The organism is Cellulosimicrobium sp. NPDC057862, assembly GCF_042797035.1.
Classification (GTDB): domain Bacteria; phylum Actinomycetota; class Actinomycetes; order Actinomycetales; family Cellulomonadaceae; genus Cellulosimicrobium.
In genome coordinates, this window is record NZ_JBHVMH010000010.1 from 1 (window position 1) to 22,870 (window position 22,870).

Consider the following 22,870-nt stretch of genomic DNA (forward strand, 5'->3'; position numbering starts at 1 on the left):
GGAACTCCGGCGGCTTGGCTGCAGGCATCACGGACTCCTCTCCCGAGGCGATCATCGCCTCAGATCAGGTGTCCGGGAAAGCGGGTCAGGCTCCTTCACGCTTCGCAGACCGATGGACTACGACACTGAGGTGACGGTGCGCGCGGCGGGGTGGATCGACGTTCTGCTCGGCGGAGAGACATACGTCCCAGGCCCCAGGGTCCGGGGCGCGAAGGCTGCCTGCCGTGCCGTGATCGCGGAGGTCGAAGACTTTCTCTTTTAGGGCATGCGAAGCCACACGACGATTGCGGCCAGGACGGCTCCGGCGCGGTAGACGATGGCGTGCGCTACGACAAGCGCGCCGTGACCTATCGAGCCGGGGCCGTCCTGGCCGCGATCATCACCTGGCTGCGCACGTCCTAAGAGAGTTCCAGCCACTCGCACGGCTCACCAGCAGCCGCCGCGACTTGCCGCGTGACCTGCTCCATCCACTCCTTGGCCCAAGGCAAATCCGCGTCGAAGGTGACGTGCCAGCCGATCTCCTCGCCGCAGTAGGAGACGTCGACGCCCTCGGTTCGAACGCGGAAGTCACCCCCACCACCAATCGGCTCGCAGTCCCAGCCCGTGGGCTGCAGGACATCTGCCATCCGGTCGCGTTGGAACGCGGGCCAGCCATGATCGGCACTCGTTCGGATTAGGAATTCACGCACGGCCGAATCATGGCAGACCGATTGGGAGACACACCCTAGGGGCGTCCATGCGACGGTGCAGGTCAGAGGCGAGTTCCGGCATTGTCGGTCGAGGGCATGGAAGCCAGCCATCCAGGCCCACCGCTACCGCCACCCGAAGGGCCCCGCCCGTGAGATTCCGCGGCTGTGGGGCCCTTCGTCGTACCGCGCGAGGCTCGACGAGCATTCTGGCGACGGGCTCGTTCGACACCGCAATCGGAGTGACCCCTGGAGCTCCCGGGAGGGCCGGGGTCAGGATCCTCCGGTGAAGAGGTGATCCAGGTGCTGGTCTATGGCTGCCATTGCGGCTTGGGGCTCGATCACCTCGAGCTCGAGCAGCGGAGTGAACCCGGTTAGCGCCAGGATGAGATCCGTCTCGACGTCCGGGTCGCGGTCCCGCGCGATCTGCCCATGAGCGATCGCCTCGCGGACGAGCTGCGCGACCAGCGTGCGACCGTCCCGCAGCCCGAGGCTCGCCTGCTTGCGCAGCGTCGGGTCGTGCAGCGCCTCGAGGACATAGGCGGCACTCATGCGGCTCGACGCCCGCGCGTCGGGACCCAGGGGGAGCATCTCGACAAGCACCAGCCGGAGTACGTCCCGCGGGTGCCGGGGCTGGTCGAGCGCGGCGAGCTCTCGCGCGACCCGGTCGGCGGTCTGCTCGGCGGCGAACTCCATCGCGAAGATCAACAGCTCGGTCCGTGATGCGAAGTAGTGCTGCACGTGCCCCAGCGAGACTCCGGCTTCGCTCGCGACCTCGCGCATCGTGGCCTTCGTCCAGCCCTGCTGGTCGACGACCCGCCACAGCGCACGCGCGATCGCCGCGCGACGCTCCTGGTGGTCCACCAGCTTCGGCACTCAGGACTCCCCTCGTTGACGATACGCGTGACACAATACAGTCGTATGGTCAACGACGGAACGGAGGAGCGATGACCGACCCGCACCCACCCCCGGCGTTCTTCAATTCCTCCGCGGTCGCCATCGACGACGAGGTGGCGATCGCCCTGCTGGCCGACATGCACATCCGCAGAGCGATCGAACGCGGCGAGTTCGACGACCTGCCCGGCGCCGGCAAGCCGCTCCCCATGCCCGACCGCTACGACCCCGACTGGTGGCTCAAGAACCTCGTCAAGCGCGAGCGGCTCGTGATCCTGCCGCCGTCCATCGAGCTGCGCAGAGACGACGCCGCGCTCGACGAGCGCCTCGACGAGATCTGGGTCGAAGAAGACGTGCGGCACGAGGTCGAGGAGTTCAACCGACGCGTGCTTCGCGGCCGCTACCAGCCGCCCGCCGGCCCACCCCTGGTCACCATGCCGCGGGACGTCGACGAGACGGTTGCCGCATGGGCACGCCGCCGGGCCGCGCGCGCCGCGGAGGCGGAGGCGCGGGCGCGTGCGGACGCGCCTGCCGAGGGTCGACGTCGCCGTCGGCGCTTCCTGGGGCGGCACCGCTAGCAGAACGTTCCCCTCAGAGCCCGACCTCGGCTGCCGCGGCGCGGAGTGTGTCGGCGGAACGGTGCAGCGCGGTGAGCTCGGCGTCGGACAGGGGTATCGGCAGCAGGGCCCCCGCGCCGTCGTGGCTGACCATGGTCGGGACGGAGAGGCAGACATCGTCGATGCCGCGGTAGTCGTTCAGGAGCGACGAGATCGGCATGACGCGGTGCTCGTCGTCGGTGATCGCCTCGACGATCCGGGAGGCGGCGAGGCCGATCGCGTAGGCGGTGGCGCCCTTGCCCGCGATGATGTCGTAGGCGGAGTGGACGACGTCGTGCGCGATCGCGTCCCGGACCTCCTGCGTCAGCGGTTCTCGCCCGTCGAACGGGTCGAGCTCCAGGAGCGGTACGCCGCCGATCGTCGCGGACGACCACAACGGCACGGCGGTATCGCCGTGCTCGCCGGCGACGTAGGCGTGCACGTTCTGCACGGCCACGCCGACGTGGTCCGCGATGAGGTACCGGAACCGCGACGAGTCGAGCACGGCGCCGGAGCCGAGGACCTGCGCGCGCGGCAGGCCGGAGTACTTCAGGGCGGCGTACGTGACGACGTCCACCGGGTTAGTGACCATGAGGTACACGGCGTGGGGAGCGACCTCGACGAGCTGGGGCATGAGCGTGCGCGCCAGGGCGACGGTCCGGGCCGCGAGGTCGATGCGCGTCTGGCCGGGCTGCTGCTTGGCGCCCGCGGTGACGACCACGACGTCCGCACCCGCGCACACGGAGATGTCGTCGGAGCCCTCCACGCGCGCCATGGGCATGAACTGGATGCCGTGCGCGAGGTCGAGGGCCTGGGCGCGGACCTTGGCCGTGTCGACGTCGTACAGCGCCACCTCCCGCGCCGCCCCGCGAATCAGGACGGCGTAGGCCAGGGTCGCGCCGACCGATCCGGCGCCGACCACCGCGACCTTCGCGGTCGTTCCGGCTTGGATCCCGCCGGCCCCGGTTCTCGTCTCGCCGGCCTCGATGTCGCTCCGTTCCTGCCTCACCGCAGTCACTCCCTCGTCGCGTGCGTCACATGAGAAGTACGGGCCGCTCCCCAGGCTAGGACGTCTCGGCGGACGAGGACGGGAGCATGTGATCGCCCTTGGCCGGGCAGAGGCACACCAACTCCTGGACGGGTGTCCACAAGCCTGAGTCAGCCGTCCAACGAAGAGATCTCCGCGCGGGCGAATTTCGTTCGGACCCTGGCGTAAACACCCCTGTCCAGGTACGTTGCAGGAGACCGAACAAATCCCGGGATCCCCAGCCCGGGCCGAAGAGCAACGAGGCCTTCATGAACGATCGATCGACACCCAGCGCGGCCTCCTCGGGCCGCTCGCTCTCCAAGACCTCGCCCGCACCGACCGCCCGCTCGCGCGTGGTCGCCGCCACCGCCGTCGCCGGGGCGCTCGCCCTGACCGCGGCCACCTTCGCGTCGCCGGCCGTCGCGGCGCCGCAGCCCACGGCCAAGCCGGCGGCCTCCGTCGCCGGACCGTCCGACATCAACGGGTTCCGCAGCGTCGGCTACGTCATGGCCGACTCGCGGGTTACCCGCGACTTCCACGTGGTCGACCTCGTCCGCACCGGCGCGATCGAGGACCTCACCCACATCAACTACGCGTTCGGGAACGTCACGACCGACCTCGTGTGCGACATCGCCGACGTCCCGGGCGAGGGCGACCCCCTCAACGACTTCGTCGCGCAGGTCGCGGCCAAGGACTCCGTCGACGGCAAGGCCGACAAGCCCGGCCAGAAGCTCGCGGGGAACTTCAACCAGCTCAAGAAGCTCAAGGCCGTCAGCCCTGACACCAAGATCCTCATCTCGCTCGGTGGCTGGACCTGGTCCGACAACTTCTCCGAGGCGGCGTCCACGGCCGAGGGCCGCACTGCGCTCGTCGACTCGTGCATCGACCTGTACATCGACGGCGACCTGCCGGTCATCGACGGCAAGGGCGGCCCGGGCGCCGCGGCCGGCATCTTCGACGGCATCGACATCGACTGGGAGTGGCCGGTCACCGGCGGCGAGACGGCGAACGCCCGCCCGGAGGACAAGGAGAACTTCCTGCTCCTCATGGAGGAGTTCCGCACCGAGCTCGACGCGCGCGGCGCGGCGAACGGCGAGGACTACCTCCTGACGGGCTTCGCGCCCGCAGGTGGCTGGAACGCGGGCCAGGGAGGCTGGCTCGACCCGCGCCTGTTCGCGGTCGTGGACTACCTGAACGTCCAGGGCTACGACTTCCACGGGGGCTGGGTGCCGAACAAGACGGGTCACCAGGGCAACCTGCACCCGGACGGCGCCGAGAACTGGGGCCTCGGTCTCGACGGCGCGCTCGGCATGTACGTCAACGCGGGCGCCGACCCGTCGCAGATCAACGCGGGCCTCGCGGCGTACGGGCACGGCTGGTACGGCGTCGAGGACGGCTCGCAGGGCTGGCAGCCCGCCGCGGGCTACGTCGGCACCAAGACCTATGCCCAGCTGCGCTCGTTCGGTGGCGACTCCTACTTCGACCCGGAGATCGGTGCGAGCTGGCTCTACGACGGCAACGAGTGGTGGAGCTACGACGACCCGGCGTCGGTCACGGCCAAGGCCGAGTTCGTCGCGACTCAGGGCTACGGCGGTGCGATGTGGTGGGACCTCTCAGGCGACTACCGCAACGAGCTGGGCGACGCGCTGGGCTCGACGCTGCGTGCGGCGACCCCCGGCCCGGGCGTGCCCGCCGAGTGTGCGGTGCCGTGGTACGGCACGGGCGTCTACACCGGCGGCGAGGTCGTCTCGCACGAGGGCACCGAGTACAAGGCGCAGTGGTGGACCCGCAACCAGGAGCCGGGCTCGTCGTCCGCCTGGAAGAAGATCGGTCCGTGCGGCACGGCGCCCGAGGTCGAGGTCGCGGACTGCGCCCCCGCCTGGTCGCGCGAGACCGTCTACACCGGCGGCCAGACCGTGTCCCGCGCCGGCGTGAACTACACGGCGCAGTGGTGGACCAAGGGCGAGCTGCCCGGGTCCGTGACGTGGGGCTCGTGGGACCCGGTCGGTCTGTGCGCGTGAGCTGACGGGTCGTCCGGACGCCGCGCATCGCCCGGACGACCACCGCACGACGGCGGGCCCGGTCTCAGGACCGGGCCCGCCGTCGTCGTCGGGAAGCGAGCGCGCAGACCAGGGCCCTCGCTCCTGCGACCAGGGCTCTATTTCGCGCAACCACGGTTCTATCTCGCGCAACCACGGTTCTATCTCGCGCAACCACGGTTCTATCTCGCGCAACCACGGTTCTACCTCGCGCAACCACGGTTCTACCTCGCGCGAACGGGGTTCTCTCTCGTGGGAGGGGCGTCTGCCCTCAGCGCTGGGTGCGGACGTCGCGGCGCAGGTAGTTCCAGGCGAGCACGCAGCAGACGATGCCGTTGATCAGGCCCACGACGACGTCGGCCGGGCCGTGGGCGCCGCGGTAGAGGCGGGAGAGGCCCACCGCGAGCGGCACGAGGCAGCAAAGGACGGTGACGACGACGCGCAGGACGGGGTGCGTGATGCGCTGCGCGAGCAGCGCGAGGGTCAGGTAGAACGCGGCGGACGCGCCGGTGTGGCCGGAGGGGAAGCTCGAGGTCGGCGGTGCCTCGTCGAGTCGCGACACGTCAGGGCGCTCGCGCCCCACGACGATCGACGACGTGAGGAAGATGAGCGCCTGCAGCGCGACGGCGAGCGCGGGCACGACGGCGAACCACCACTGCCGTGTGCGCCACCAGACGAGCAGGATCGTGAGCACGGTCCCGCCGATGATGAACTCGGTCGTCCCGATGAGGGAGAACACGTCGGTCACCGTGTCCCAGAAGGGCGTGCGCCGCTCCTCCAGCCAGCGGTTCACCCCGACCTCGCCGGGCAGGTCGCCCAGCGGACCCGTCACGAGGAACCCGGTCGCGACGATGAGCACCCAGAGGACCGCGCCGGGGAGGAACGCCCGGAGCCCGACGTCGCGCAGCACCTCCTTCGCGGTGGGTCGGGTCGTGTCGAGCTCGTAGCGGTGCACGAAGGGATGCATCAGACCTCGTTCCTGGGAGCGGAGCCGGAAGAGCGGGCGGTCCGGGCGGACGTCCACCCGTGGTAGCCGACGGCGGACGCCCCTGCGACCGCGCCGCCGAAGAGGATCCCGCCGACGACGTCGGACGGGTAGTGCGCGCCGAGCAGCACGCGGTCGGCCGCGGTGACGATCACGAGCACGGTCGCGCCGCTCACCACGGCGACGCGTCCGCGGCGCCCGAGCAGTGGCCACACCAGCACCGTGAGGCTCACCCCGACGGCGGCGGCGTTCATCGCGTGCCCGGACGGGAAGCTGGACCCGGGGACGACGGTCACCGCGTCCTCGACGACGGGACGGGCGCGGTCGACAAGCTCCTTGGCCCCGAGCCCGAGCGCCCACGCGCCCCAGATGGTCCCCGCCGCCCAGGCCGCGCGCGACCCGAGGCCGCGGCGCCGCCAGGCCCAGAGACAGACGCCCATCGCGGCGAGGTTCATCCACCGCGCGGCGAGCACCTCCTGGCCGACGAGCAGCGTGCGCTCGAACGCGGGCCGTTCACCGGTGAACCGGGTGGCCGCGACGACGGCGGCGCGGTCGGCGTCGACGACGAGCCCCGACTCGGCGCGCACGAGCCACGCGAGCACGAGGACGGGGACGGACGCCGCGACCCCGTACGCCGCGGCCCGTCCCAGCGCGCGCCGGAGCGAGCGGCGTGGGGCGGGGTCGGCGGGCACCCCCGGACGGTAGCCGGGGGTGCGGTCGCACGCCCGTGGAGAGGGGTGTCAGCGGGGACGGATCACGCGGGCAGGGCCGCGACGGCCTCGATCTCGACGAGCGCGCCGGGCCGGCCGATCCCGACCCGCAGAACGGTGACCGCGGCCGGGTGCGGCCCCCAGACCTCGCCGACGGCGGCGAAGCCCTCCATGAGGTCGGCCTCGGGGTCGAGGTAGACGGCGAGCCGCGCGACGTCCTCCGGACCGGCGCCGGCCTCCGCCAGCACGGCGAGCACGTTGCGCAGCGCTTGGGCGGTCTGGGCCGCGATGCCGCCCTCGACGAGCGCGCCGTCCGCGTCGGTCCCGTTCTGGCCGCCGACGTAGAGCGTGCGACCGGTCTCGACGATCGTGCCCTGGGAGAACGCCGGGTTGCGGTGCAGCCCGGCGGGGTTGAGGTGCGTGACGCTCGGCGTGGTCATGGTGTCCCCTCCTGCGTTCCGATCCTGAGACAGCCGACGCTACGCCGCGCCACCGACACGATCCGGGGCGGACACCCGTGCTGAACCCCGGCCCGGCGCGGTAGTGCCACGGGCAGCGCTTCCGCAGGCCGCGGCGTCCAACCCGGGGCTACGGGGACGGTGGTCGCCGAACCTGGGGATGTCGCCGGGTTCGGCGGGGTCGCCACCCCGACGGGCCGACCAGCCGTCGGCTGTGTAGGAAGGAGGGGTGAAGCAGTCAGCAGGGCTCGTGCTCTACCGGTTCCGTGACGACGTCGTCGAGGTGCTCCTCGGGCACATGGGCGGCCCGCTGTGGGCGCGCAAGGACGCGGGCGGCTGGACGATCCCCAAGGGCGAGGTGGAGCCGGGCGAGGACGGCCACGCCGCGGCGCTGCGCGAGTTCGCGGAGGAGCTCGGCGTCCCTGCTCCCGCGGCGGAGGTGCCCGACCTGGACCTCGGCACGGTGCGCCAGCGCGCCGGCAAGCTCGTCGCGGCATGGGCACGCGAGGCGGACCTCGACGTCGCCGCGATCTCCAGCAACACGTTCGCGCTCGAGTGGCCGCCGCGCTCGGGGCGGATGCAGGAGTTCCCCGAGCTCGACCGGGCCGGCTGGTTCTCGCTCGCGCGGGCCCGCGGGCTCGTCGTCGCAGGTCAGGTCCCGCTGCTCGACCGCCTCGAGGAACGGCTCACCCGCAGCACGCCGGACGCCGCGCCGCCGGACGTCGCGCTGCCGGATGTCGCGCCGCCGGACGGCGCACCGTCAGGCGCCGCACCAGAGACCGACCCGGACGACCTGCCCGGGACATGACGAGGGCCCGGGACCGCGAGGTCCCGGGCCCACGGCGTCGTGAGCGTCAGCCGAGCAGGTAGGGCGCGGCGGCGAACCCGGCGGCGAGGCCGACGAGCACGACGGCGGCGGCGGACAGGTGCGAGTGGCGCGCTCGGCTCGCGGTGCGGCGGGCTGCCTCGGTCACGGTGGTCATGACGGTCCTCTCGTCGGGGTGGTTCCAGGGAGAGAGACCGCGCCCGACGCGATCCATGACGCGGTTTCGTCCGACCTCGGCGCGATCTGCGTCACACCGCGGCGACCGAAGCGCGCCAACCCTGGTGCAGCATCGTGCACCAGGGGCGGGTGGTTCGCTCGGGCAAGCGCGTCAGCGGCTCACCAGGCCACGGCGCCAGTGGCGCTGAGGAACGACCCGGAGGCTGCGTCGTCGGGCAGTCTCGCGGCCCGGACAACGACCTGCGCCGCCTCGTCCGGCGGCGTCGGAGCCTGCTCGCGGTTCCCCGGGGCGAGATCGGTCTGGACCCATCCCGGGCACACGGACGTCACCTTCACGCCGGTTCCCGCGAGCTGCTTCGCGAGCGAGACCGTCACCGCGTTGAGCGCGGCCTTGGACGCCTGGTAGGCGGGGACGACCAGGCCGAAGTACGGCGAGGCGGGGTCCTGCTGGTCGGTGAGCGAGCCCATCGTCGACGAGACGTTGACGACCCGGCCCGCCGACGAGCGCTCGAGCAGGGGGAGGAACTCCTCGATCACGGCGACCGGGCCGAACACGTTCGTCCGGAACGTCCGCTCGAACACCGCGGGGTCGGCGAAGCGCGGTGCCTCGTCACCCGGCCCGGGCGTCGCCTCGGGGAGGATCCCGGCGTTGTTGACGAGGACGTCGAGGTGGTCGTGTCGCGCGGACACCTCGGCGGCGGCCGCGCGCACGCTCGCCGGGTCGTCGACATCGAGCGTCACGCCCGAGACGTCGAGACCTCGCGCGCGCAGCGCCGCGACCTGCTCGCGGACGGCGTCCGGGCGGCGGCCGGCGAGGACGACCGTCGTGCCGTCGGCCGCCAGCGCCTCGACGACGGCGAGCCCGAGCCCGCGCGTGCCGCCGGTGACCAGGGCGATGGACTGCATGGGTGCTCCTTCGGGAGAGATGGCGCCGGTGTTCGACCGGCACCACCACTCTCGTCGGGCTCGCAGGAGGAGTCCGGCGGCGATCGGACGTCGCATCGGGACGCCGCCCGCCGGGTCGTCAGGCGCGCAATGAGGCGCGCGGTGAGGGTGCTGTCAGGCGCGCAGGATCAGCGCGTCGCCCTGCCCGCCGCCGCCGCACAGCGCCGCGGCGCCGACGCCGCCCCCGCGACGCTTCAGTGCGAGCGCGAGGTGCAGCGCGAGGCGCGCGCCGGACGCACCGACGGGGTGGCCGAGCGCGATCGCGCCGCCGTCGGTGTTCACGACGTCCGCGTCGATCCCGAGGTCGGCGACCGACTGCAGCGCGACCGCGGCGAACGCCTCGTTGATCTCGACGAGGTCGAGGTCCGCGGCGGCGATCCCCTCGCGCTTCACGGCGGCCTCGATCGCCCGTGCGGGCTGGGAGTGCAGCGAGTTGTCCGGCCCCGCGACCTGGCCGGCCGCACCGATCTCGGCGAGCCACGACAACCCGTTGCGCTTCGCGAAGGCGCGGCTCGCGACGACGACCGCCGCGGCGCCGTCGGACAGCGGTGAGCTGGACCCGGCGGTGATGGTCCCGTCCTTCACAAAGGCGGGGCGCAGGCGCTCCAGGGCCTCGAGGGTGGTGTCGGCGCGCACGCCCTCGTCGTGCGCGACGACGACCGGCTCGCCCCGGCGCTGCGGCACCTCGACCGGCGCGATCTCGTCGGCGAGGCGCCCGGCGTCGCGCGCGGCGGCGGCCCGCTGGTGGGAGCGCAGCGCGAACGCGTCCTGCTCGGGGCGGCCGATGCCGCGCGTCGCGCACCCGCGGTCGGTGAGCTCGCCCATGACCTCGCCGCTGAACGGGTCGTTGAGGCCGTCGTGCGTGAGCGAGTCGGCCATCGTCACGTCGCCGAACGCGAACCCGGAGCGCGACCCGACGACGAGGTGCGGCGCGTTCGTCATGGACTCCTGCCCGCCCGCGACGACGACGCTCGCCTCGCCGGCGCGGACCAGGCGGGCCGCGTCGATGATCGCTGTGAGCCCCGAGAGGCACAGCTTGTTGATCGTCACGGTGGGGACGTCCCAGCCGAGGCCCGCAAGGATCGCGGCCTGGCGTGCGGGGCCCTGCTTGGCGCCCGCCTGCACGACCTGCCCGACGATCACCGTGTCGACTTGCTCGGACGCGACGCCCGACGCCGCGAGCGCGCCTCGGATCGCGTGCGCGCCGAGCTCGGCGGCGGACAGCGAGGCGAGCCCGCCGCGAAAGCGCGCGAACGGGGTGCGCGCGCCGTGCAGGAGGACCGGGGTGACCTCGTCCTCGGGGGTGACGGCTGCGCCGTCGGGCAGGGGGGTGGCGTCGGTGCTCATGGGGCTCCGTCCGGGGAGAAGGCGGGAGGGCGAGGGCGGAAAGGGGAAGCCCCGGCGCCGCGAGGAGGGGCGAGCGGCGCCGGGGAGCTGGAGGAGGGCGTGCGCCCTCGGGACCGTCAGACGAACGCGGAGACGCCCGTGATGTCGCGCCCGACGATGAGCGCCTGCACCGACTCGGTGCCCTCGTACGTGTGCAGGGCCTCGACGTCCGCGAAGTGCCGCGCGACGCGGTTCTGGAGCAGGATCCCGTTGCCGCCGAGCAGGTCGCGCGCGCTCGCCGCGACCTCGCGCGCCCCACGGGTGCACGTGTACTTGGCGAGCGACGCCTGCGGGCCGGTGAGCGTCCCGGCCTCGTCGAGGCGCGTCATCTGCGCGACGAGGAGCTGGAGCTGCGTGATCGTCGAGAGCATCTTGGTGAGGCGCTCCTGGACCATCTGGTTCGCGGCGAGCGGGCGGCCGAACTGGACGCGCTGCTTCGCGTACGCGACCGCGGCCTCGTAGCAGGCCACCGCGTGCCCGACGGCGGCCCACGCCACCCCGAGGCGCGTCGCGAAGAGCACACGCGACGTGTCCTTGAACGACCGCGCGCCGGGCAGCGCGTTCTCGGCCGGGACGAACACGTCGTCGAGCACGACGTGCGCCTGCCAGATCGCGCGCAGCGACACCTTGCCGGTGATGGTCGTGCCCGTGTAGCCGGGGGTGTCCTGCGGCACGACGAACCCGTGCACCTGGTTGTCACCGTCCGCCGAGTCGCTCCCGACCAGCCGCGCCCACACGACGGTGATGTGCCCCGACGACCCGTTGCCGATCCACTTCTTCTCGCCGTTCAGCACGTAGCCCTCGACGCCGTCGCGCGTCTCCTTGCGCGCCGTCGTCTCGAGCGAGACGGAGTCCGAGCCGTGTGTGGGCTCGGTGAGCGCGAACGCGCCGAGGATCTCCCCGCGCGCCATGGGCTCGGCGTACTTCGCCTTCTGCTCGTCGGAGCCGAGCATCTGGATGCTGCGCAGCGCGAGACCGCCCTGGACGCCGCAGATCGTCGCGACCGAGCCGTCGCCGCGCGACATCTCCATCGCGGCGAGGCCCGCGCCGAGCAGGCTCACGTGCGGGCGGCCCTCGACGTCGACGCCGTCGCGTAGCAGGTCGAGCTCGCCCATGCGCTTGACGAGGTCGAACGGGACCTCGGCGCGCTCCCAGTAGTCGTCGATGACCGGGAGCACCTCGTCCTGGACGAACTGCCGGACGCGCTGCTGGTGGGCGCGGTCCTCCTCGGTCGCGTCGGCGAACGCGCCGGCGTAGTCGAGGTCGAGCGGGGTCGCGAGGTCGTAGGTGGGCTCGGTGACTCCGGGCATGATCGGGGCGGTGGGCATCGGTGCTCCCCTGGGAGGGCGGCTGCGGTCGGTCGTGCGCGACCGGCTCCGGCGCGGGTTCCCGGGTGCGGGCCCGGCGTCGGCGGCGGTCCCTCCCATAGTGCAGCGATACGCGGTCTCAGTCAATCTGAGACGGCGTATCGCGCGAGATCGTGCGATTCGTTGGCCCGCGACCTACCGTCGAGAGATGGCCCTCGACCTGTTCGTCACGATGCACGTGCGCGACCACGACCCCGCGCGCGACTGGTACGTCCGCCTGCTCGGGGCGGAGCCGACGTTCGTCGCCACGCCCACCGAGTCCGTGTGGGAGCTCGCCGAGCAGCGGTGGCTCGTCGTCGAGCAGGTGCCGGAGCACGCCGGGCACGGCGTCGTCACGGTGTTCCGCGACGACGTCGACGCCTTCCTCGCGGCGGCGTCGGCCCGGGGGATCGAGCCGGACCGTCGGGAGACGTACGACGGCGGGGTCGTGAAGATCGTCTTCCGCGACCCCGACGGCAACGAGGTCGGGCTCAGCGGCGCCCTCCCGTCCTAGCGACGGGTACCGACCGCCCCACCTAAGGCACAGACCGCCGCCAGGACGGAGCCGGGAACGGCGCGAGCGGGGTCAGAGCGCGGGACGGAGCGCCGGGGCGCCGAGGAACGCCCGGACGTCCGTCGCGACGTCGTCCGGCCGTTCCAGCGCCGGGAAGTGCCCGCCGCGCGGTCGCTCCCGCCAGTAGGGCAGCGACTCGTCGGGATCGAGGATGCGGCGCATGAGCGGTTCCTCCCCGAACGCCGTCATGCCCTGGGGGCGGTCGTGCGACCGGCCCCACGCCTGCTGCGCGTGCGCCGCCTCGTACAGGAGGTTCGCGGCGCCGTCGCCCGCGCGGCCGAACCAGCTCACGCTCACCAGGGTGAGCAGGTCGTCGCCGTCGACGGCGTCCTCGGGCAGCTCGTGCAGCGGGTCGGTCCACTCGTGGAACTTCTCGGCGATCCACGTGAGCTGCATCGCCGGGGAGTCGGTGAGGCCGTACGCGACGCTCAGCGGCCGCGTGGTCTGCACCTGGAGGTAGCCGAAGTCCTCCGACCGTGCGGCGACGAGGCTCGCGTGCCGCTCACGCTCCGCGTCTGTGAGGTGGTCGGTCGGCGGCGTGTACGCCGTCGCGATGGCGCCGGGGTCCGTCGACACGAGCGAGGCGAGCACCCGCTCGCCGGCCTCCAGGCAGAGCTGCTCGGCGACGCCCGCGCCGACGTCGCCCCCGAACACCGCGTAGCGGTCGTAGCCGAGCGCGCGCACGACGCGGTCGAACGCGTCCGCCGTGCGGGCGATGTCCCACCCGTACGACGCGAGCGGTGTCGACAGCCCGTAGCCGGGCATGGACGGCGCGACGACGTGGAACGCCGGGCCGTCCTCGGGCTCGGCGAGGAGCGGGGCGAGGCGCGCGAACTCGGCGAACGACGTCGGGTAGCCGTGGCACAGCAGCAGCGGCGTCGCGTCCGGGCGCGACGAGCGCACGTGCAGCCCGTGGACGCGCTGGCCGTCGACGTGCGCGACGAACTGCGGCATCCGGTTGAGCCGGGCCTCCTGCGCGCGCCAGTCGAACGTCGTGCGCCACCGTTCCGCGAGCCCGCGCGCGTAGCCCACCGGGGTCCCGCGCTCCCACGTGCCGGTGAGCTCGGCGGGCCAGCGCGTGCGCTCCAGCCGGTCGCGCAGGTCGGAGACCTCCGCGTCGCTCACGGCGATCTCGTACGGTCGGACGTCCAGGTCGGTGTCGGTGTCGGTTCCCATGGCCGGTCCTCCTCGGCGGCGGTCGTGACCCCACCACGCAACCGCGCGCCGCAGCGGGCTGTCTTGAACGAGCGCGACACTCAGACGGGTTCGCCGCGGTCGCGCGTGCGTCCCGGCGTGAGGCCCGTGAGGCGCTTGAGGTCGCGCGTGAGGTGGGCCTGGTCGGCGTAGCCGAGCCGGAACGCGACGTCCGCGATGGGGCGGCCGTCCTGGAGCCGGGCCACGGCCTCGCGTGCCCGCTCGATCCGGCGGACCCGCTGCGGGCTGATCCCGACGGCGTGCGCGAAGTGCCGCTCGACCGTGCGCGACGACCAGCGCCCGGCGCCGCCGTCGAGCGCCGCCTCGACCACCGCGTCCTGGCGCACGACCCCGGACTCCGCGAGCGCGGCGAGGAGCACGTCGACGTCCGGCGCGTCGAGGTCGAGGGACGGGAAGGGCCAGGCGCGTCCCGCGAGGACGAACGCGCCCCGGCCGAGGAGCGGGAGACGGTCGGTGCGGTCGCACCAGGCGGTGACCGGCTCGTGCGCGAAGTAGGCGCCGGGCGCGAGGCGGACCCCGAGGTTGTGGCTCCCGGCCGTGTACGGGACGGGCGTCGGCCGGGACGACGGCCCGGACAGCAGGACCCGGCGCTCGCCCTCCCGGAGGGTGAAGACGAGGTCCCAGCGGGCGTCCGCGGACGCGACGTAGGTCCCGTCGGTGAGGTCCACGGTGGCCCACACGACGTCCACGGCGGGGGAGGGGGCGGCGCGCTCCCGGTAGAGGAAGCCCACGCGCCCAGTCTAGGTCGCTGCCCCGCGGGGCTCCCCCTAGGGTCGGGGGATGGTGGACTGGGACGACGACGCCGCCGCGGGCGCGTGGATCGCGAAGCGGCTCGGTGAGTTCGGCCCGCGCGTCGACGGCACGGTCCCGCGCGGGTACGCGGCGTACGCGTGCGTCCCGCACCCCGACTGGGACGACGACGTCACGCTCGCGGCCCAGACCGACACCCTGGTCGCCGCGCTCCGACGTTTCACCGGGGACCAGCCCGTGCACCTCGCCCTGTGGACGGGCCACGCGTTCCTCTACGACCACGGGACGGACCCGCGCGCGAGCTCGGGGGTCGCGCCGCTCGTGGGGTGGCCCGAGGACGAGCCGCGGCCGACACCCGAGGAGATCGAGCGCGCGGTCGCCGAGGCGTGGGAGCAGCTCGCGCCTACGCTCGTCGAGCGCCCGGCCGCCCCGATGCTCCTGCTCCCGCACCGCGAGTACCACCTGTGGACGGGGACGCTCGCCGACGCCGGCGCGTTCCGCGACCACGAGCAGCCGCCCAACCTGTGGTGGCCCGAGGACCGCTCGTGGTTCGTCGGGACGGAGATCGACGCCGCCGCGACCTACGTGGGCGGGAGCGACGCGCTCGTCGAGGCGCTGTGCGCGGACCCGGCGCTCCGCGCGAGCCGTGCGGCGCCGTCGGACCGGATGCTGTTCGAGGACTGACCCGCGCCCGCCGCCCGGGCCGCGGTCCCACGGGTCAGGCGGGCGCGCCCGCCGCCTCGGCCGCGGCCGTCGCGCGGCGGTTGATGCGCCACCACACGAAGAATCCGACGAGCGTGAACGCGCCGTAGAACACGTACATGAAGGCCGACGCGTAGAAGCCGGCCGAGATCAGCAGCGGCACGCCCACGACGTCCACGGCGACCCAGATCAGCCAGAACTCGACCCAGCCCTTCGCCATGCCGTACGTCGCGAGCAGCGAGCCCATGAAGATCCACGCGTCGGCCCAGACGGGCTCGTACGACTCGAGCGCGCGGAACACCGGGGTGAGCAGCGCCGTCCCGCCGACGAGCGCGACGACGAGGAACGCGCGCTGGCGCCACGACGCCCAGCGCGGCACGACGGCGACGCCGTGGCTGTCCGCGTCGGCGTCGCCCAGCCGGGCCTGGGTCTTGCGCCACTGCACCCATCCGTACACCGACACGACGACGAACATGACCTGCCGCCCCGCCTGGCCCAGCAGGTTGACGGGGTTGGGCGTCGCGAACACCGCGCCGAGGAACACCGTGAGCAGCAGCAGGTTGCCGACGATGCCCACCGGCCACGCCCACACCTTGCGCCGCATGCCGCCCAGCGCCGACGCCAGGCCGAACCCGTTGCCCACGATCTCGCGCCACAGCAGGTGCTGGTCGCCGATCGTCAGCTGCGCGTCGAACAGCGCGTGGATCAGGTCCATCGGATGTCCTCGTCCTCCCGGGCACGTCGGGCTCCGGGGTGAGGGCGGGCGGCGGGGCCGGGCCACGAGGGCCCGACGGCGTCGCTCACCACGGCGAGGCCGCGCCCCGTCGCGCGGGCTCGCGAGAGCCCGGCCGAGGACGGCCGCGCCGCACGTGCTTCCTCCCATCCGGACTGTCACCGTCGGTCCTGGAGTTCCACCAGGTCAACCGCGCGTGGGCGCGGGTCGCGGACTGTCACCGCCGGCTCGGAATTGCACCGACCCCGGAGCACGTTCGTGCGTACTGCGTTCTGCAACCGCCGATGCTACTCGCGCATTCCCTCCGCGCGATGTCGTCCAGCGGCCGTCCCACGGGCTGGGACGGGTGGCGGACGGCCTCAGGCGAGCGCGTCACGGACCGCTCGTGCGACGTCGTCCGCGACGCCCTGGGCGTCCGTCCCGGCGTCGACGACGGTGACGACGACGCGGCGCCCGGGCAGTCCGTCCCCGGGGTCGCGGCGCTGGGTGGCGACGGTGTCGTCGGGTGCGGCATAGCGGCCGACGGCGGCGCGGCGCAGGTCCGCGAACGCCTCCTCGAGCTGGGGGCGCAGGTCCTGGTCGGGGGAGCGGAGCCACCGGCGCAGGAGCGCGTTGTGCACGGCGACGACCGACGCGGCGAACGCGATGGACGCGGTCGACCGGCGCTCGTCCGGCGGGAGCGCGTCGCGCAGGTACGCGGTGAAGGCGCGCTCGTAGCGGTGGGTCGTGACCAGCTCGCGGTCGCGCAGCGCGGGCACCTGCTGGAGGAGCTGCCACCGCGCGAGCGACGTCTCGCGCTGCCCGACGTGGTGGTCGAACACGAGCCGCGCCGCGCGGCAGACCTCGACGTACGGGTCGACGGCGGGGTCCGGCGTGAGCCGCCCCTCGGCGTCGGGCACGGGCCGGGTCGCGGCCAGCATGACGACGACCTCGTCGAGCAGGAGCTCGTGGTCCGCGAAGACCACGTCCTCCTTGGAGCCGTAGCGGCGGAAGAAGGTGGCGCGGCTGACCTGGGCGGCGTCGGCGATCTCCTCGACGGTCGTCTGCTCGTAGCCCTTGCGGGTGAAGAGCTCGATCGCTGCGTCGACGGCCTGGGCATGGGTGCGGCTGCGGACGTCGGTCATGCACCGGACGGTACACCGGTACCGGTCGCGCGCCTCGTCCGGGCGGTCAGGGCACCAGCCGGTAGAACCGGAAGAACCGGAAGTCGTCCACGGGCAGCACCTCGACGTCCGCGAACCCGGCCTCGCGCGCGTAGCGGCGCAGCGTCGCGGGACGCATGACGGTCCCGGTGCCGACGGACGGCGGCGAGGAGAGCCCGTCGGGCAGGCACACGAAGAGGCTGTACCCGTACATGACCCGGTCGACGTCGTCGGCGGGCGCGGTGAACTCCTCGCCGACGGCCTCGTCCATGACCACGACGACGCCGTCGGGCCGGACCGCGCGGCGCACGGCGTCGAGCACCGCCGCGGGTCGCGGCATGTCGTGCACGCACTCGAACGCGAACGCGGCGTCGAACGGCAGCCCGGCGGGCTCGACGAGGCCGAGCTCGGCCGCGTCGGCGAGGTGGAACGTCACGCGGTCCGCGAGCCCGGCCTCCTCGGCCGCCGCGCGCGCCGCCGCGACCGACGGGCGGTCCACGTCGACGCCGTGGAGCGCCGCGTCCGGGTAGGCGCGCGCGAGGGCGAGCGTCGACCACCCGAACCCGCACCCGACGTCGACCACCCGCGCCCCGGGGCGGCTCAGCACGTCGTGGACCGCGGGGACCCGCGCGAGCGTCGGCGCGAGCTCGCGCTCGAACCACGGCCGGTTGACCTCCGCCTGCGCCTCGCGCGCGTCGTCGCCGAGCTGGTCCCAGGACACGCCGCCGCCCGTGCGGTACGCGTCGAGCAGGTGCGGGAGCTGCGGGCCGATCGCGCCGACGAAGCGTGCGAGCGGCGCGACGTACGCGAGCGAGGTCGTGTCGGTGAGGACCTCCGCGTGCGCGGCCGGCAGGGCGTAGAGGCGCTCGCGGGCGGCCGCGACCGGGTCGGCCGCGAGCGCGGGGCCGGCGCCCGGGTCCTCGGCGACGAGGATCCCGCTGGCCGCCTGCTGCTCCAGCCACTCGCGCGCGTACCGCTCGTGGGTGCCGGTGCGCTCGGCGAGCCCGGACGAGGTGAGGGGCCCGGCCTCGACGAGCGCGCGGTACCACCCGAGCCGGTCGCCGACGTGGACCGACAGGACGTCGATCGCGCCGAGCGTCGCGGCGAACAGGCGGTCGGCGAACGCGTCGGCGTCCGACGCGGCGGGGCCCGACGGAGCGGGGTCGCTCCCCGCGCGCTCGTCCCCCTGGCCCGGGGGCCCGTTCTCGGCTGTGGCGACCATGCGCGGCCTCCGGCTGGACGTTGGCCGGGCGCGTGCCGTGGGCAGCGGCGCCCGTGGGATCGACGGTAGACCTCCGGAGCGCTCACGTCGATGGGCGGAGCGGCTGAAACTTCGGTCGTCCACAGGTCGCTCGCTCGTCCACAATCCCGGTGCCCCTCCCGGCGCCGGATGGCACCATGGCGGCCATGCTCGTGACCCTCGCCGCGACGGCGTCCCCGGGGACGCTCGACGACGCCACCGACCTCGGGTTCCTCCTGCACAAGCACCCGGACCGCGCCCAGGTGTTCGACCTGCCCGTGGGCCGCGCGCACGTGTTCTACCCCGAGGCGACGGCGGAGCGGTGCGAGGTCGCGCTGCTGCTCGAGGTCGACCCGGTCGGGATCGTGCGGAACAAGCGCTTCGGCGGCGGGGACGCCTTCGCGCTCGCGCAGTACGTCAACGACCGACCGTATGCCGCGTCGTCGATGGTCGCCGTCGCGCTGGGCAAGGTGTTCGCGACCGCGATGGCGGGCCGGTGCGACGCCCGGCCCGACCTCCCCGACGTCGAGCTCCCGCTCGACGTGCACGTACCGTCGTTGCCCTGTCGCGGTGGGGTCGACCTGGCGCGCCGGCTCTTCGAGCCGCTGGGCTGGCACGTCACGGCGACCGCGGAGCCGCTCGACCCGACCGTCCCCGCGTGGGGCGCCTCGCGGTACGTCGACCTGCGCCTGCACGGCACGCGCCGGCTCGCCGACGCGCTCGCGCAGCTCTACGTCCTGCTGCCCGTGCTCGACGACGCCAAGCACTACTGGGTCTCCACGGACGAGGTGGACAAGCTCGTGCGCGCGGGTGGCGGCTGGCTCGCCGACCACCCCGAGCGCGCGCAGATCCTGCGCCGCTACCTCGCGCACCAGCGCCGCTACGTCGAGGACGCGACGGCGCGCCTCGCCGCGCTCGACGGCGCCGCGCCCGCGGAGGAGCAGGTCGTGCCCGACGGCGAGGTCTCGCCCGATGGCGCGGCGCCACCCGAGGAGGACGCGCCGGAGCCACCGCTCGCCCGGCAGCGCGCGGACGCCGTGCTCGGGGTGCTGCACGAGGTGGGCGCGCGGACCGTCGTCGACCTCGGCTGCGGGGAGGGCGCGCTCCTGCGCCGCCTCGCCGCCGACCGGACGTTCACGCGCGTCCTGGGCACCGACGTCTCGGCGCGCGAGCTCGAGCGCGCGGCCGCGCGGCTGCGCCTGCACGACGCGAACGACGCCGAGCGCGAGCGCGTGCGCCTGCTCCAGTCGTCCCTCACGTACACCGACGACCGGCTCGCGGGGTTCGACGCCGCGGTGCTCATGGAGGTCGTCGAGCACGTCGACGCGTCGCGCCTCGACGCGCTGGCACAGGCGGTGCTGGGGCACGCGCGGCCGCGCGTCGTCGTCGTCACGACGCCCAACGCCGAGTACAACGTGCACTACCCGAACCTCCTGGACGGGCCGGGCGGGAGCAGGGTGCGGCACCCCGACCACCGGTTCGAGTGGACGCGCGCCGAGCTCCGCGCATGGGCGGACGCCGCCGCGGACCGGTACGGGTACGCGGTCGAGCACCGCGACGTCGGACCGCTCGCGCCGGACGTCGGGGCGCCCACGCAGATGGTGGTCCTCGCGCTCCTGCCGGAGGGGACCGTCGAGCACGACGCGCCGACCGTGGCAGCACCTGGCACGCGCGACGGGGAGGAGGCCCGATGAGCGAGCGCACGACCGAGCCCGCGCCCGAGCCCGCGACCGAGCCCGCGACCGATCGTGCGACGGGGAGCCGCGACCTGCGCGTCCCCGCGTCGAGCCTCGTGGTGCTCGTCGGCGTCTCCGGCTCGGGAAAGTCGACGTTCGCGCGCGAGCACTTCGGCCCGTACGAGACGGTGTCGTCGGACGTGTGCCGCGGCCTCGTGTCGAACGACGAGAACGACCAGGCGGCCACGAAGGCCGCGTTCGAGGTGCTGGAGACGATCGTGTCCAAGCGCCTCGCGGCGAACCTGCTCACCGTCGTCGACGCGACGAACGTGCAGCGCGAGGCCCGCAAGACCCTCGTCGCGCTCGCGCGCGCCCACGACGTCCTGCCCGTGGCGATCGTCCTCGACGTGCCGGAGAAGGTCGCGGTCGAGCGCAACGTGGCACGTGCGGACCGCGGGTTCGGCGCGCACGTGGTGACGCGGCAGCGGGCGGCGCTGCGCTCGTCGCTCAAGAGCCTCCAGCGCGAGGGGTTCCGCACCGTGCACGTCCTGCGTGGGGAGGACGAGGTCGCGGCGGCACGCATCGTGCGGACGCCGCTGCTCACCGACCGCCGCGACGAGCACGGCCCGTTCGACGCGATCGGCGACGTGCACGGCTGCCTCGACGAGCTGGTGACGCTCCTCGGGGAGCTGGGCTACGCCGTCGTGCGCGACGACGCGGGCCGGCCCGTCGACGCCGCGCACCCCGAGGGCCGCCGCGCGATCTTCCTCGGCGACCTGGTCGACCGCGGCCCCGACTCCCCGGGCGTGCTGCGCCTCGCGATGGGCATGGTCCGCGCGGGGCACGCGCTCGCGGTGCCGGGCAACCACGAGCACAAGCTCGTGCGCGCGCTCGGCGGGCGCGACGTGAAGGTCTCCCACGGCCTCGAGACGACGCTCGCCCAGCTCGCCGAGGAGCCCGAGGAGTTCCGGCGCGAGGTCGCGGAGTTCTGCCGCGACCTGGTGTCCCACCTCGTGCTCGACGACGGCCGCCTCGTCGTCGCGCACGCCGGGCTCAAGGAGTCCTACCAGGGCCGGGCGTCCGGGCGCGTGCGGAGCTTTGCGCTCTACGGCGACACCACGGGCGAGACCGACGAGTTCGGGCTGCCGGTGCGCTACCCGTGGGCGGACGACTACCGCGGCCGCGCCACGGTCCTCTACGGGCACACGCCGACGCCCGAGGCCGAGTGGGTCAACAACACGATGTGCCTCGACACGGGGTGCGTGTTCGGCGGGAAGCTGTCCGCGCTGCGCTACCCGGAGAAGGAGGTCGTGCAGGTGCCGGCCGCGAGAGAGTACTACGCGCCCGCGCGCCCGTTCCTGCCCGACGGCTCGGGCGTGCCCGCGCGCGAGCCCGACCTGCTCTCCGTGTCCGACGTGCTCGGGCGACGCGTCGTCGAGACCTCGACGCACGGGCGCGTGACCGTCGGCGAGGAGCAGGCGGCGGGCGCGCTCGAGGTCATGAGCCGGTTCGCCGTCGACCCGCGCCTGCTGCTGTACCTGCCGCCGACCATGAGCCCGGTCGCCACGTCGACCCTGCCCGGCCTGCTCGAGCACCCCGACGGCGCGTTCGCCGCGTACGCGCGCGACGGCGTCGACCGCGTCGTGTGCGAGGAGAAGCACATGGGCTCGCGCGCGGTCCTGCTCGTCGCGCGCGACTCGGGGTCGGACGGCTCGCGCGTCGTCGCCGAGCGGTTCGGCATCGAGGCGCCCGGCGCCGTGCACACGCGCACGGGGCGGTCGTTCCTCGACGAGCCGACGACGGCGCTGCTGCTCGGGCGCGTCGCCGCGGCGCTCGACGCGGCCGGGACGTGGGAGGCGCTCGGCGCCGACTGGGTGCTGCTCGATGCCGAGGTGCTCCCGTGGTCCCTCAAGGCGGACCAGCTCCTGCGCGACCAGTACGCGAGCGTCGGGGCGGCGGCACGGGCCGTCATGCCGTCCGCGCTCGCGGCCCTGGCCGCCGCGGAGGCGCGCGGCGTGGACGTGGGTGCGCTCCGTCGTCGGACCGCGCGGCGCGCGACCGACGCCGAGCTGTTCGTCGAGTCCTACCGGCGCTACCGGTGGGACACGGGAGCCGACGACGGTTCCGCTGACCCGCTGCGCGGCGTGCAGGTCGCGCCGTTCCAAGTGCTCGCGAGCGGGACGTCCGCGCGACCGGGGTCTGCGGAGGCGACCGGGACGACGTACGCCGAGCGCGACCACCTGTGGCACCTCGACGTCGCGGACGGCCTCGTCGCGGCGGACCCGGCGCTGTTCCGCACGACGCGGCGCGTCGTCGTCGACCTCGCGGACGACGCGTCGCGCGGCGAGGCGACGGCGTGGTGGGAGGAGCTCACGGCGGCCGGGGGAGAGGGCATGGTGGTCAAGCCGCTCGCGAACCTCGTGCGGCGACGGCGGGCCGCGGGCGGCAAGGGTGGCGGGCTCGTGCAGCCCGGGCTCAAGGTCCGCGGCCGGGAGTACCTGCGCATCATCTACGGCCCCGAGTACACGGAGGAGCGCCACCTCGAACGGCTGCGCGAGCGGTCGCTCGGGCGCAAGCGCTCGCTCGCGCTGCGCGAGTACGCGCTCGGCCTCGAGGCGCTCGACCGGGTCGCGCGCGGGGAGCCGACGTGGCGCGTCCACGAGCCGGTGTTCGCGGTGCTCGCGCTGGAGTCGGAACCGGTCGACCCGCGGCTCTGACCGCGCGCGTCGTCCCCAGGCTCGAGCAAGGTCTCGTCACGCGGCT

General features: G+C 73.9%; 23 protein-coding genes and 1 riboswitch. Of the genes, 8 read left to right on the top strand and 15 right to left on the bottom strand.

Going from position 1 to position 22,870, the window contains the following annotated elements; all coding sequences use genetic code 11:
- On the top strand, positions 1 to 262 hold a 262-nt coding region (locus ACFVN3_RS13335; RefSeq protein WP_378233336.1), incomplete at its 5' end, for a hypothetical protein.
- 136 nt (positions 263 to 398) lie between these two features.
- On the opposite strand, the gene ACFVN3_RS13340 is transcribed toward ACFVN3_RS13335, so the two are convergent.
- Both ACFVN3_RS13340 and ACFVN3_RS13345 read right to left on the bottom strand, forming a co-directional pair.
- A complete protein-coding gene (locus ACFVN3_RS13340; protein ID WP_378233337.1) occupies positions 399 to 626 on the bottom strand; it encodes a hypothetical protein in 228 nt (75 codons plus the stop codon).
- A 333-nt stretch (positions 627 to 959) separates the two neighbouring features.
- Complete coding sequence (locus ACFVN3_RS13345) at positions 960 to 1,562, bottom strand: TetR/AcrR family transcriptional regulator (protein WP_378233338.1); 603 nt, start codon at positions 1,560 to 1,562, stop codon at positions 960 to 962.
- Positions 1,563 to 1,633: 71 nt separating this feature from the next.
- On the opposite strand from ACFVN3_RS13345, the gene ACFVN3_RS13350 reads away from it, so the two are divergent.
- Positions 1,634 to 2,158: a DUF1992 domain-containing protein gene (locus ACFVN3_RS13350; RefSeq protein WP_378233339.1), complete on the top strand. Its 525-nt coding sequence runs from the start codon at positions 1,634 to 1,636 to the stop codon at positions 2,156 to 2,158.
- A 13-nt stretch (positions 2,159 to 2,171) separates the two neighbouring features.
- Here the strand turns inward: ACFVN3_RS13350 and ACFVN3_RS13355 are convergent, their stop codons facing one another.
- Positions 2,172 to 3,164, bottom strand: a complete 993-nt coding sequence (locus ACFVN3_RS13355) for an L-lactate dehydrogenase (protein ID WP_378233511.1) — start codon at positions 3,162 to 3,164, stop codon at positions 2,172 to 2,174.
- A 308-nt stretch (positions 3,165 to 3,472) separates the two neighbouring features.
- Between ACFVN3_RS13355 and ACFVN3_RS13360 the strand changes: the two genes are divergently transcribed.
- Positions 3,473 to 5,224, top strand: coding sequence for a glycosyl hydrolase family 18 protein (locus tag ACFVN3_RS13360; protein WP_378233340.1), 1,752 nt, complete (start codon positions 3,473 to 3,475; stop codon positions 5,222 to 5,224).
- A 289-nt stretch (positions 5,225 to 5,513) separates the two neighbouring features.
- Here ACFVN3_RS13360 and ACFVN3_RS13365 read toward each other — a convergent pair whose 3' ends face one another.
- The 3 genes from ACFVN3_RS13365 to ACFVN3_RS13375 all read right to left on the bottom strand — a co-directional run bounded on the left by ACFVN3_RS13365 (position 5,514) and on the right by ACFVN3_RS13375 (position 7,377).
- On the bottom strand, positions 5,514 to 6,209 hold the full coding sequence (locus ACFVN3_RS13365; protein ID WP_378233341.1) for a phosphatase PAP2 family protein: 696 nt from the start codon (positions 6,207 to 6,209) through the stop codon (positions 5,514 to 5,516).
- Positions 6,209 to 6,919 carry a phosphatase PAP2 family protein gene (locus ACFVN3_RS13370; protein WP_378233343.1) on the bottom strand — a complete coding sequence of 237 codons (711 nt, stop codon included), beginning with the start codon at positions 6,917 to 6,919 and terminating at the stop codon, positions 6,209 to 6,211. Before ACFVN3_RS13370 ends, ACFVN3_RS13365 begins: the two co-directional genes overlap by 1 nt.
- A 62-nt stretch (positions 6,920 to 6,981) precedes the next feature.
- Positions 6,982 to 7,377: a RidA family protein gene (locus ACFVN3_RS13375; RefSeq protein WP_378233344.1), complete on the bottom strand. Its 396-nt coding sequence runs from the start codon at positions 7,375 to 7,377 to the stop codon at positions 6,982 to 6,984.
- A 247-nt stretch (positions 7,378 to 7,624) separates the two neighbouring features.
- On the opposite strand from ACFVN3_RS13375, the gene ACFVN3_RS13380 reads away from it, so the two are divergent.
- Positions 7,625 to 8,203 (top strand): NUDIX domain-containing protein, encoded by a 579-nt coding sequence (locus ACFVN3_RS13380; RefSeq protein ID WP_378233346.1) that lies wholly within the window; start codon positions 7,625 to 7,627, stop codon positions 8,201 to 8,203.
- A 46-nt stretch (positions 8,204 to 8,249) separates the two neighbouring features.
- On the opposite strand, the gene ACFVN3_RS13385 is transcribed toward ACFVN3_RS13380, so the two are convergent.
- From ACFVN3_RS13385 to ACFVN3_RS13400, 4 genes are all read right to left on the bottom strand, one after another.
- Positions 8,250 to 8,378 (bottom strand): hypothetical protein, encoded by a 129-nt coding sequence (locus tag ACFVN3_RS13385; RefSeq protein ID WP_264031249.1) that lies wholly within the window; start codon positions 8,376 to 8,378, stop codon positions 8,250 to 8,252.
- A gap of 179 nt (positions 8,379 to 8,557) precedes the next feature.
- Positions 8,558 to 9,304 (bottom strand): SDR family NAD(P)-dependent oxidoreductase, encoded by a 747-nt coding sequence (locus ACFVN3_RS13390; protein ID WP_378233347.1) that lies wholly within the window; start codon positions 9,302 to 9,304, stop codon positions 8,558 to 8,560.
- A 153-nt stretch (positions 9,305 to 9,457) separates the two neighbouring features.
- Positions 9,458 to 10,690 carry an acetyl-CoA C-acyltransferase gene (locus ACFVN3_RS13395; RefSeq protein WP_378233348.1) on the bottom strand — a complete coding sequence of 411 codons (1,233 nt, stop codon included), beginning with the start codon at positions 10,688 to 10,690 and terminating at the stop codon, positions 9,458 to 9,460.
- 116 nt (positions 10,691 to 10,806) lie between these two features.
- Positions 10,807 to 12,057, bottom strand: a complete 1,251-nt coding sequence (locus tag ACFVN3_RS13400) for an acyl-CoA dehydrogenase family protein (RefSeq protein WP_378233349.1) — start codon at positions 12,055 to 12,057, stop codon at positions 10,807 to 10,809.
- 187 nt (positions 12,058 to 12,244) lie between these two features.
- Between ACFVN3_RS13400 and ACFVN3_RS13405 the strand changes: the two genes are divergently transcribed.
- Positions 12,245 to 12,589, top strand: coding sequence for a VOC family protein (locus tag ACFVN3_RS13405; protein ID WP_378233350.1), 345 nt, complete (start codon positions 12,245 to 12,247; stop codon positions 12,587 to 12,589).
- 72 nt (positions 12,590 to 12,661) lie between these two features.
- On the opposite strand, the gene ACFVN3_RS13410 is transcribed toward ACFVN3_RS13405, so the two are convergent.
- Together ACFVN3_RS13410 and ACFVN3_RS13415 are read right to left on the bottom strand one after the other, a co-directional pair.
- On the bottom strand, positions 12,662 to 13,825 hold the full coding sequence (locus ACFVN3_RS13410; protein WP_378233351.1) for an epoxide hydrolase family protein: 1,164 nt from the start codon (positions 13,823 to 13,825) through the stop codon (positions 12,662 to 12,664).
- Positions 13,826 to 13,905: 80 nt separating this feature from the next.
- Positions 13,906 to 14,595: a helix-turn-helix domain-containing protein gene (locus ACFVN3_RS13415; protein WP_378233353.1), complete on the bottom strand. Its 690-nt coding sequence runs from the start codon at positions 14,593 to 14,595 to the stop codon at positions 13,906 to 13,908.
- A gap of 49 nt (positions 14,596 to 14,644) precedes the next feature.
- Here ACFVN3_RS13415 and ACFVN3_RS13420 point away from each other — a divergent pair, with 49 nt between their 5' ends.
- Positions 14,645 to 15,298: a hypothetical protein gene (locus tag ACFVN3_RS13420; protein WP_378233354.1), complete on the top strand. Its 654-nt coding sequence runs from the start codon at positions 14,645 to 14,647 to the stop codon at positions 15,296 to 15,298.
- Positions 15,299 to 15,332: 34 nt separating this feature from the next.
- Here ACFVN3_RS13420 and pnuC read toward each other — a convergent pair whose 3' ends face one another.
- From pnuC to ACFVN3_RS13435, 3 genes are all read right to left on the bottom strand, one after another.
- Complete coding sequence (pnuC, locus tag ACFVN3_RS13425) at positions 15,333 to 16,031, bottom strand: nicotinamide riboside transporter PnuC (protein ID WP_378233355.1); 699 nt, start codon at positions 16,029 to 16,031, stop codon at positions 15,333 to 15,335.
- Between the two features lie 150 nt (positions 16,032 to 16,181).
- A riboswitch (FMN riboswitch) is annotated at positions 16,182 to 16,307 on the bottom strand.
- 101 nt (positions 16,308 to 16,408) lie between these two features.
- Complete coding sequence (locus ACFVN3_RS13430) at positions 16,409 to 17,173, bottom strand: TetR/AcrR family transcriptional regulator (RefSeq protein ID WP_378233356.1); 765 nt, start codon at positions 17,171 to 17,173, stop codon at positions 16,409 to 16,411.
- 46 nt (positions 17,174 to 17,219) lie between these two features.
- The gene (locus tag ACFVN3_RS13435) at positions 17,220 to 18,413 is read right to left on the bottom strand and encodes a class I SAM-dependent methyltransferase (RefSeq protein WP_378233357.1); all 1,194 of its coding nucleotides are present in this window, start codon (positions 18,411 to 18,413) and stop codon (positions 17,220 to 17,222) included.
- A 185-nt stretch (positions 18,414 to 18,598) separates the two neighbouring features.
- Here ACFVN3_RS13435 and ACFVN3_RS13440 point away from each other — a divergent pair, with 185 nt between their 5' ends.
- Both ACFVN3_RS13440 and ACFVN3_RS13445 read left to right on the top strand, forming a co-directional pair.
- Positions 18,599 to 20,125: a 3' terminal RNA ribose 2'-O-methyltransferase Hen1 gene (locus ACFVN3_RS13440; RefSeq protein WP_378233358.1), complete on the top strand. Its 1,527-nt coding sequence runs from the start codon at positions 18,599 to 18,601 to the stop codon at positions 20,123 to 20,125.
- Positions 20,122 to 22,824, top strand: a complete 2,703-nt coding sequence (locus ACFVN3_RS13445) for a polynucleotide kinase-phosphatase (RefSeq protein WP_378233359.1) — start codon at positions 20,122 to 20,124, stop codon at positions 22,822 to 22,824. The genes ACFVN3_RS13440 and ACFVN3_RS13445 overlap by 4 nt, the downstream gene beginning before the upstream one ends.
- The last annotated feature ends 46 nt before the right edge of the window (positions 22,825 to 22,870 follow it).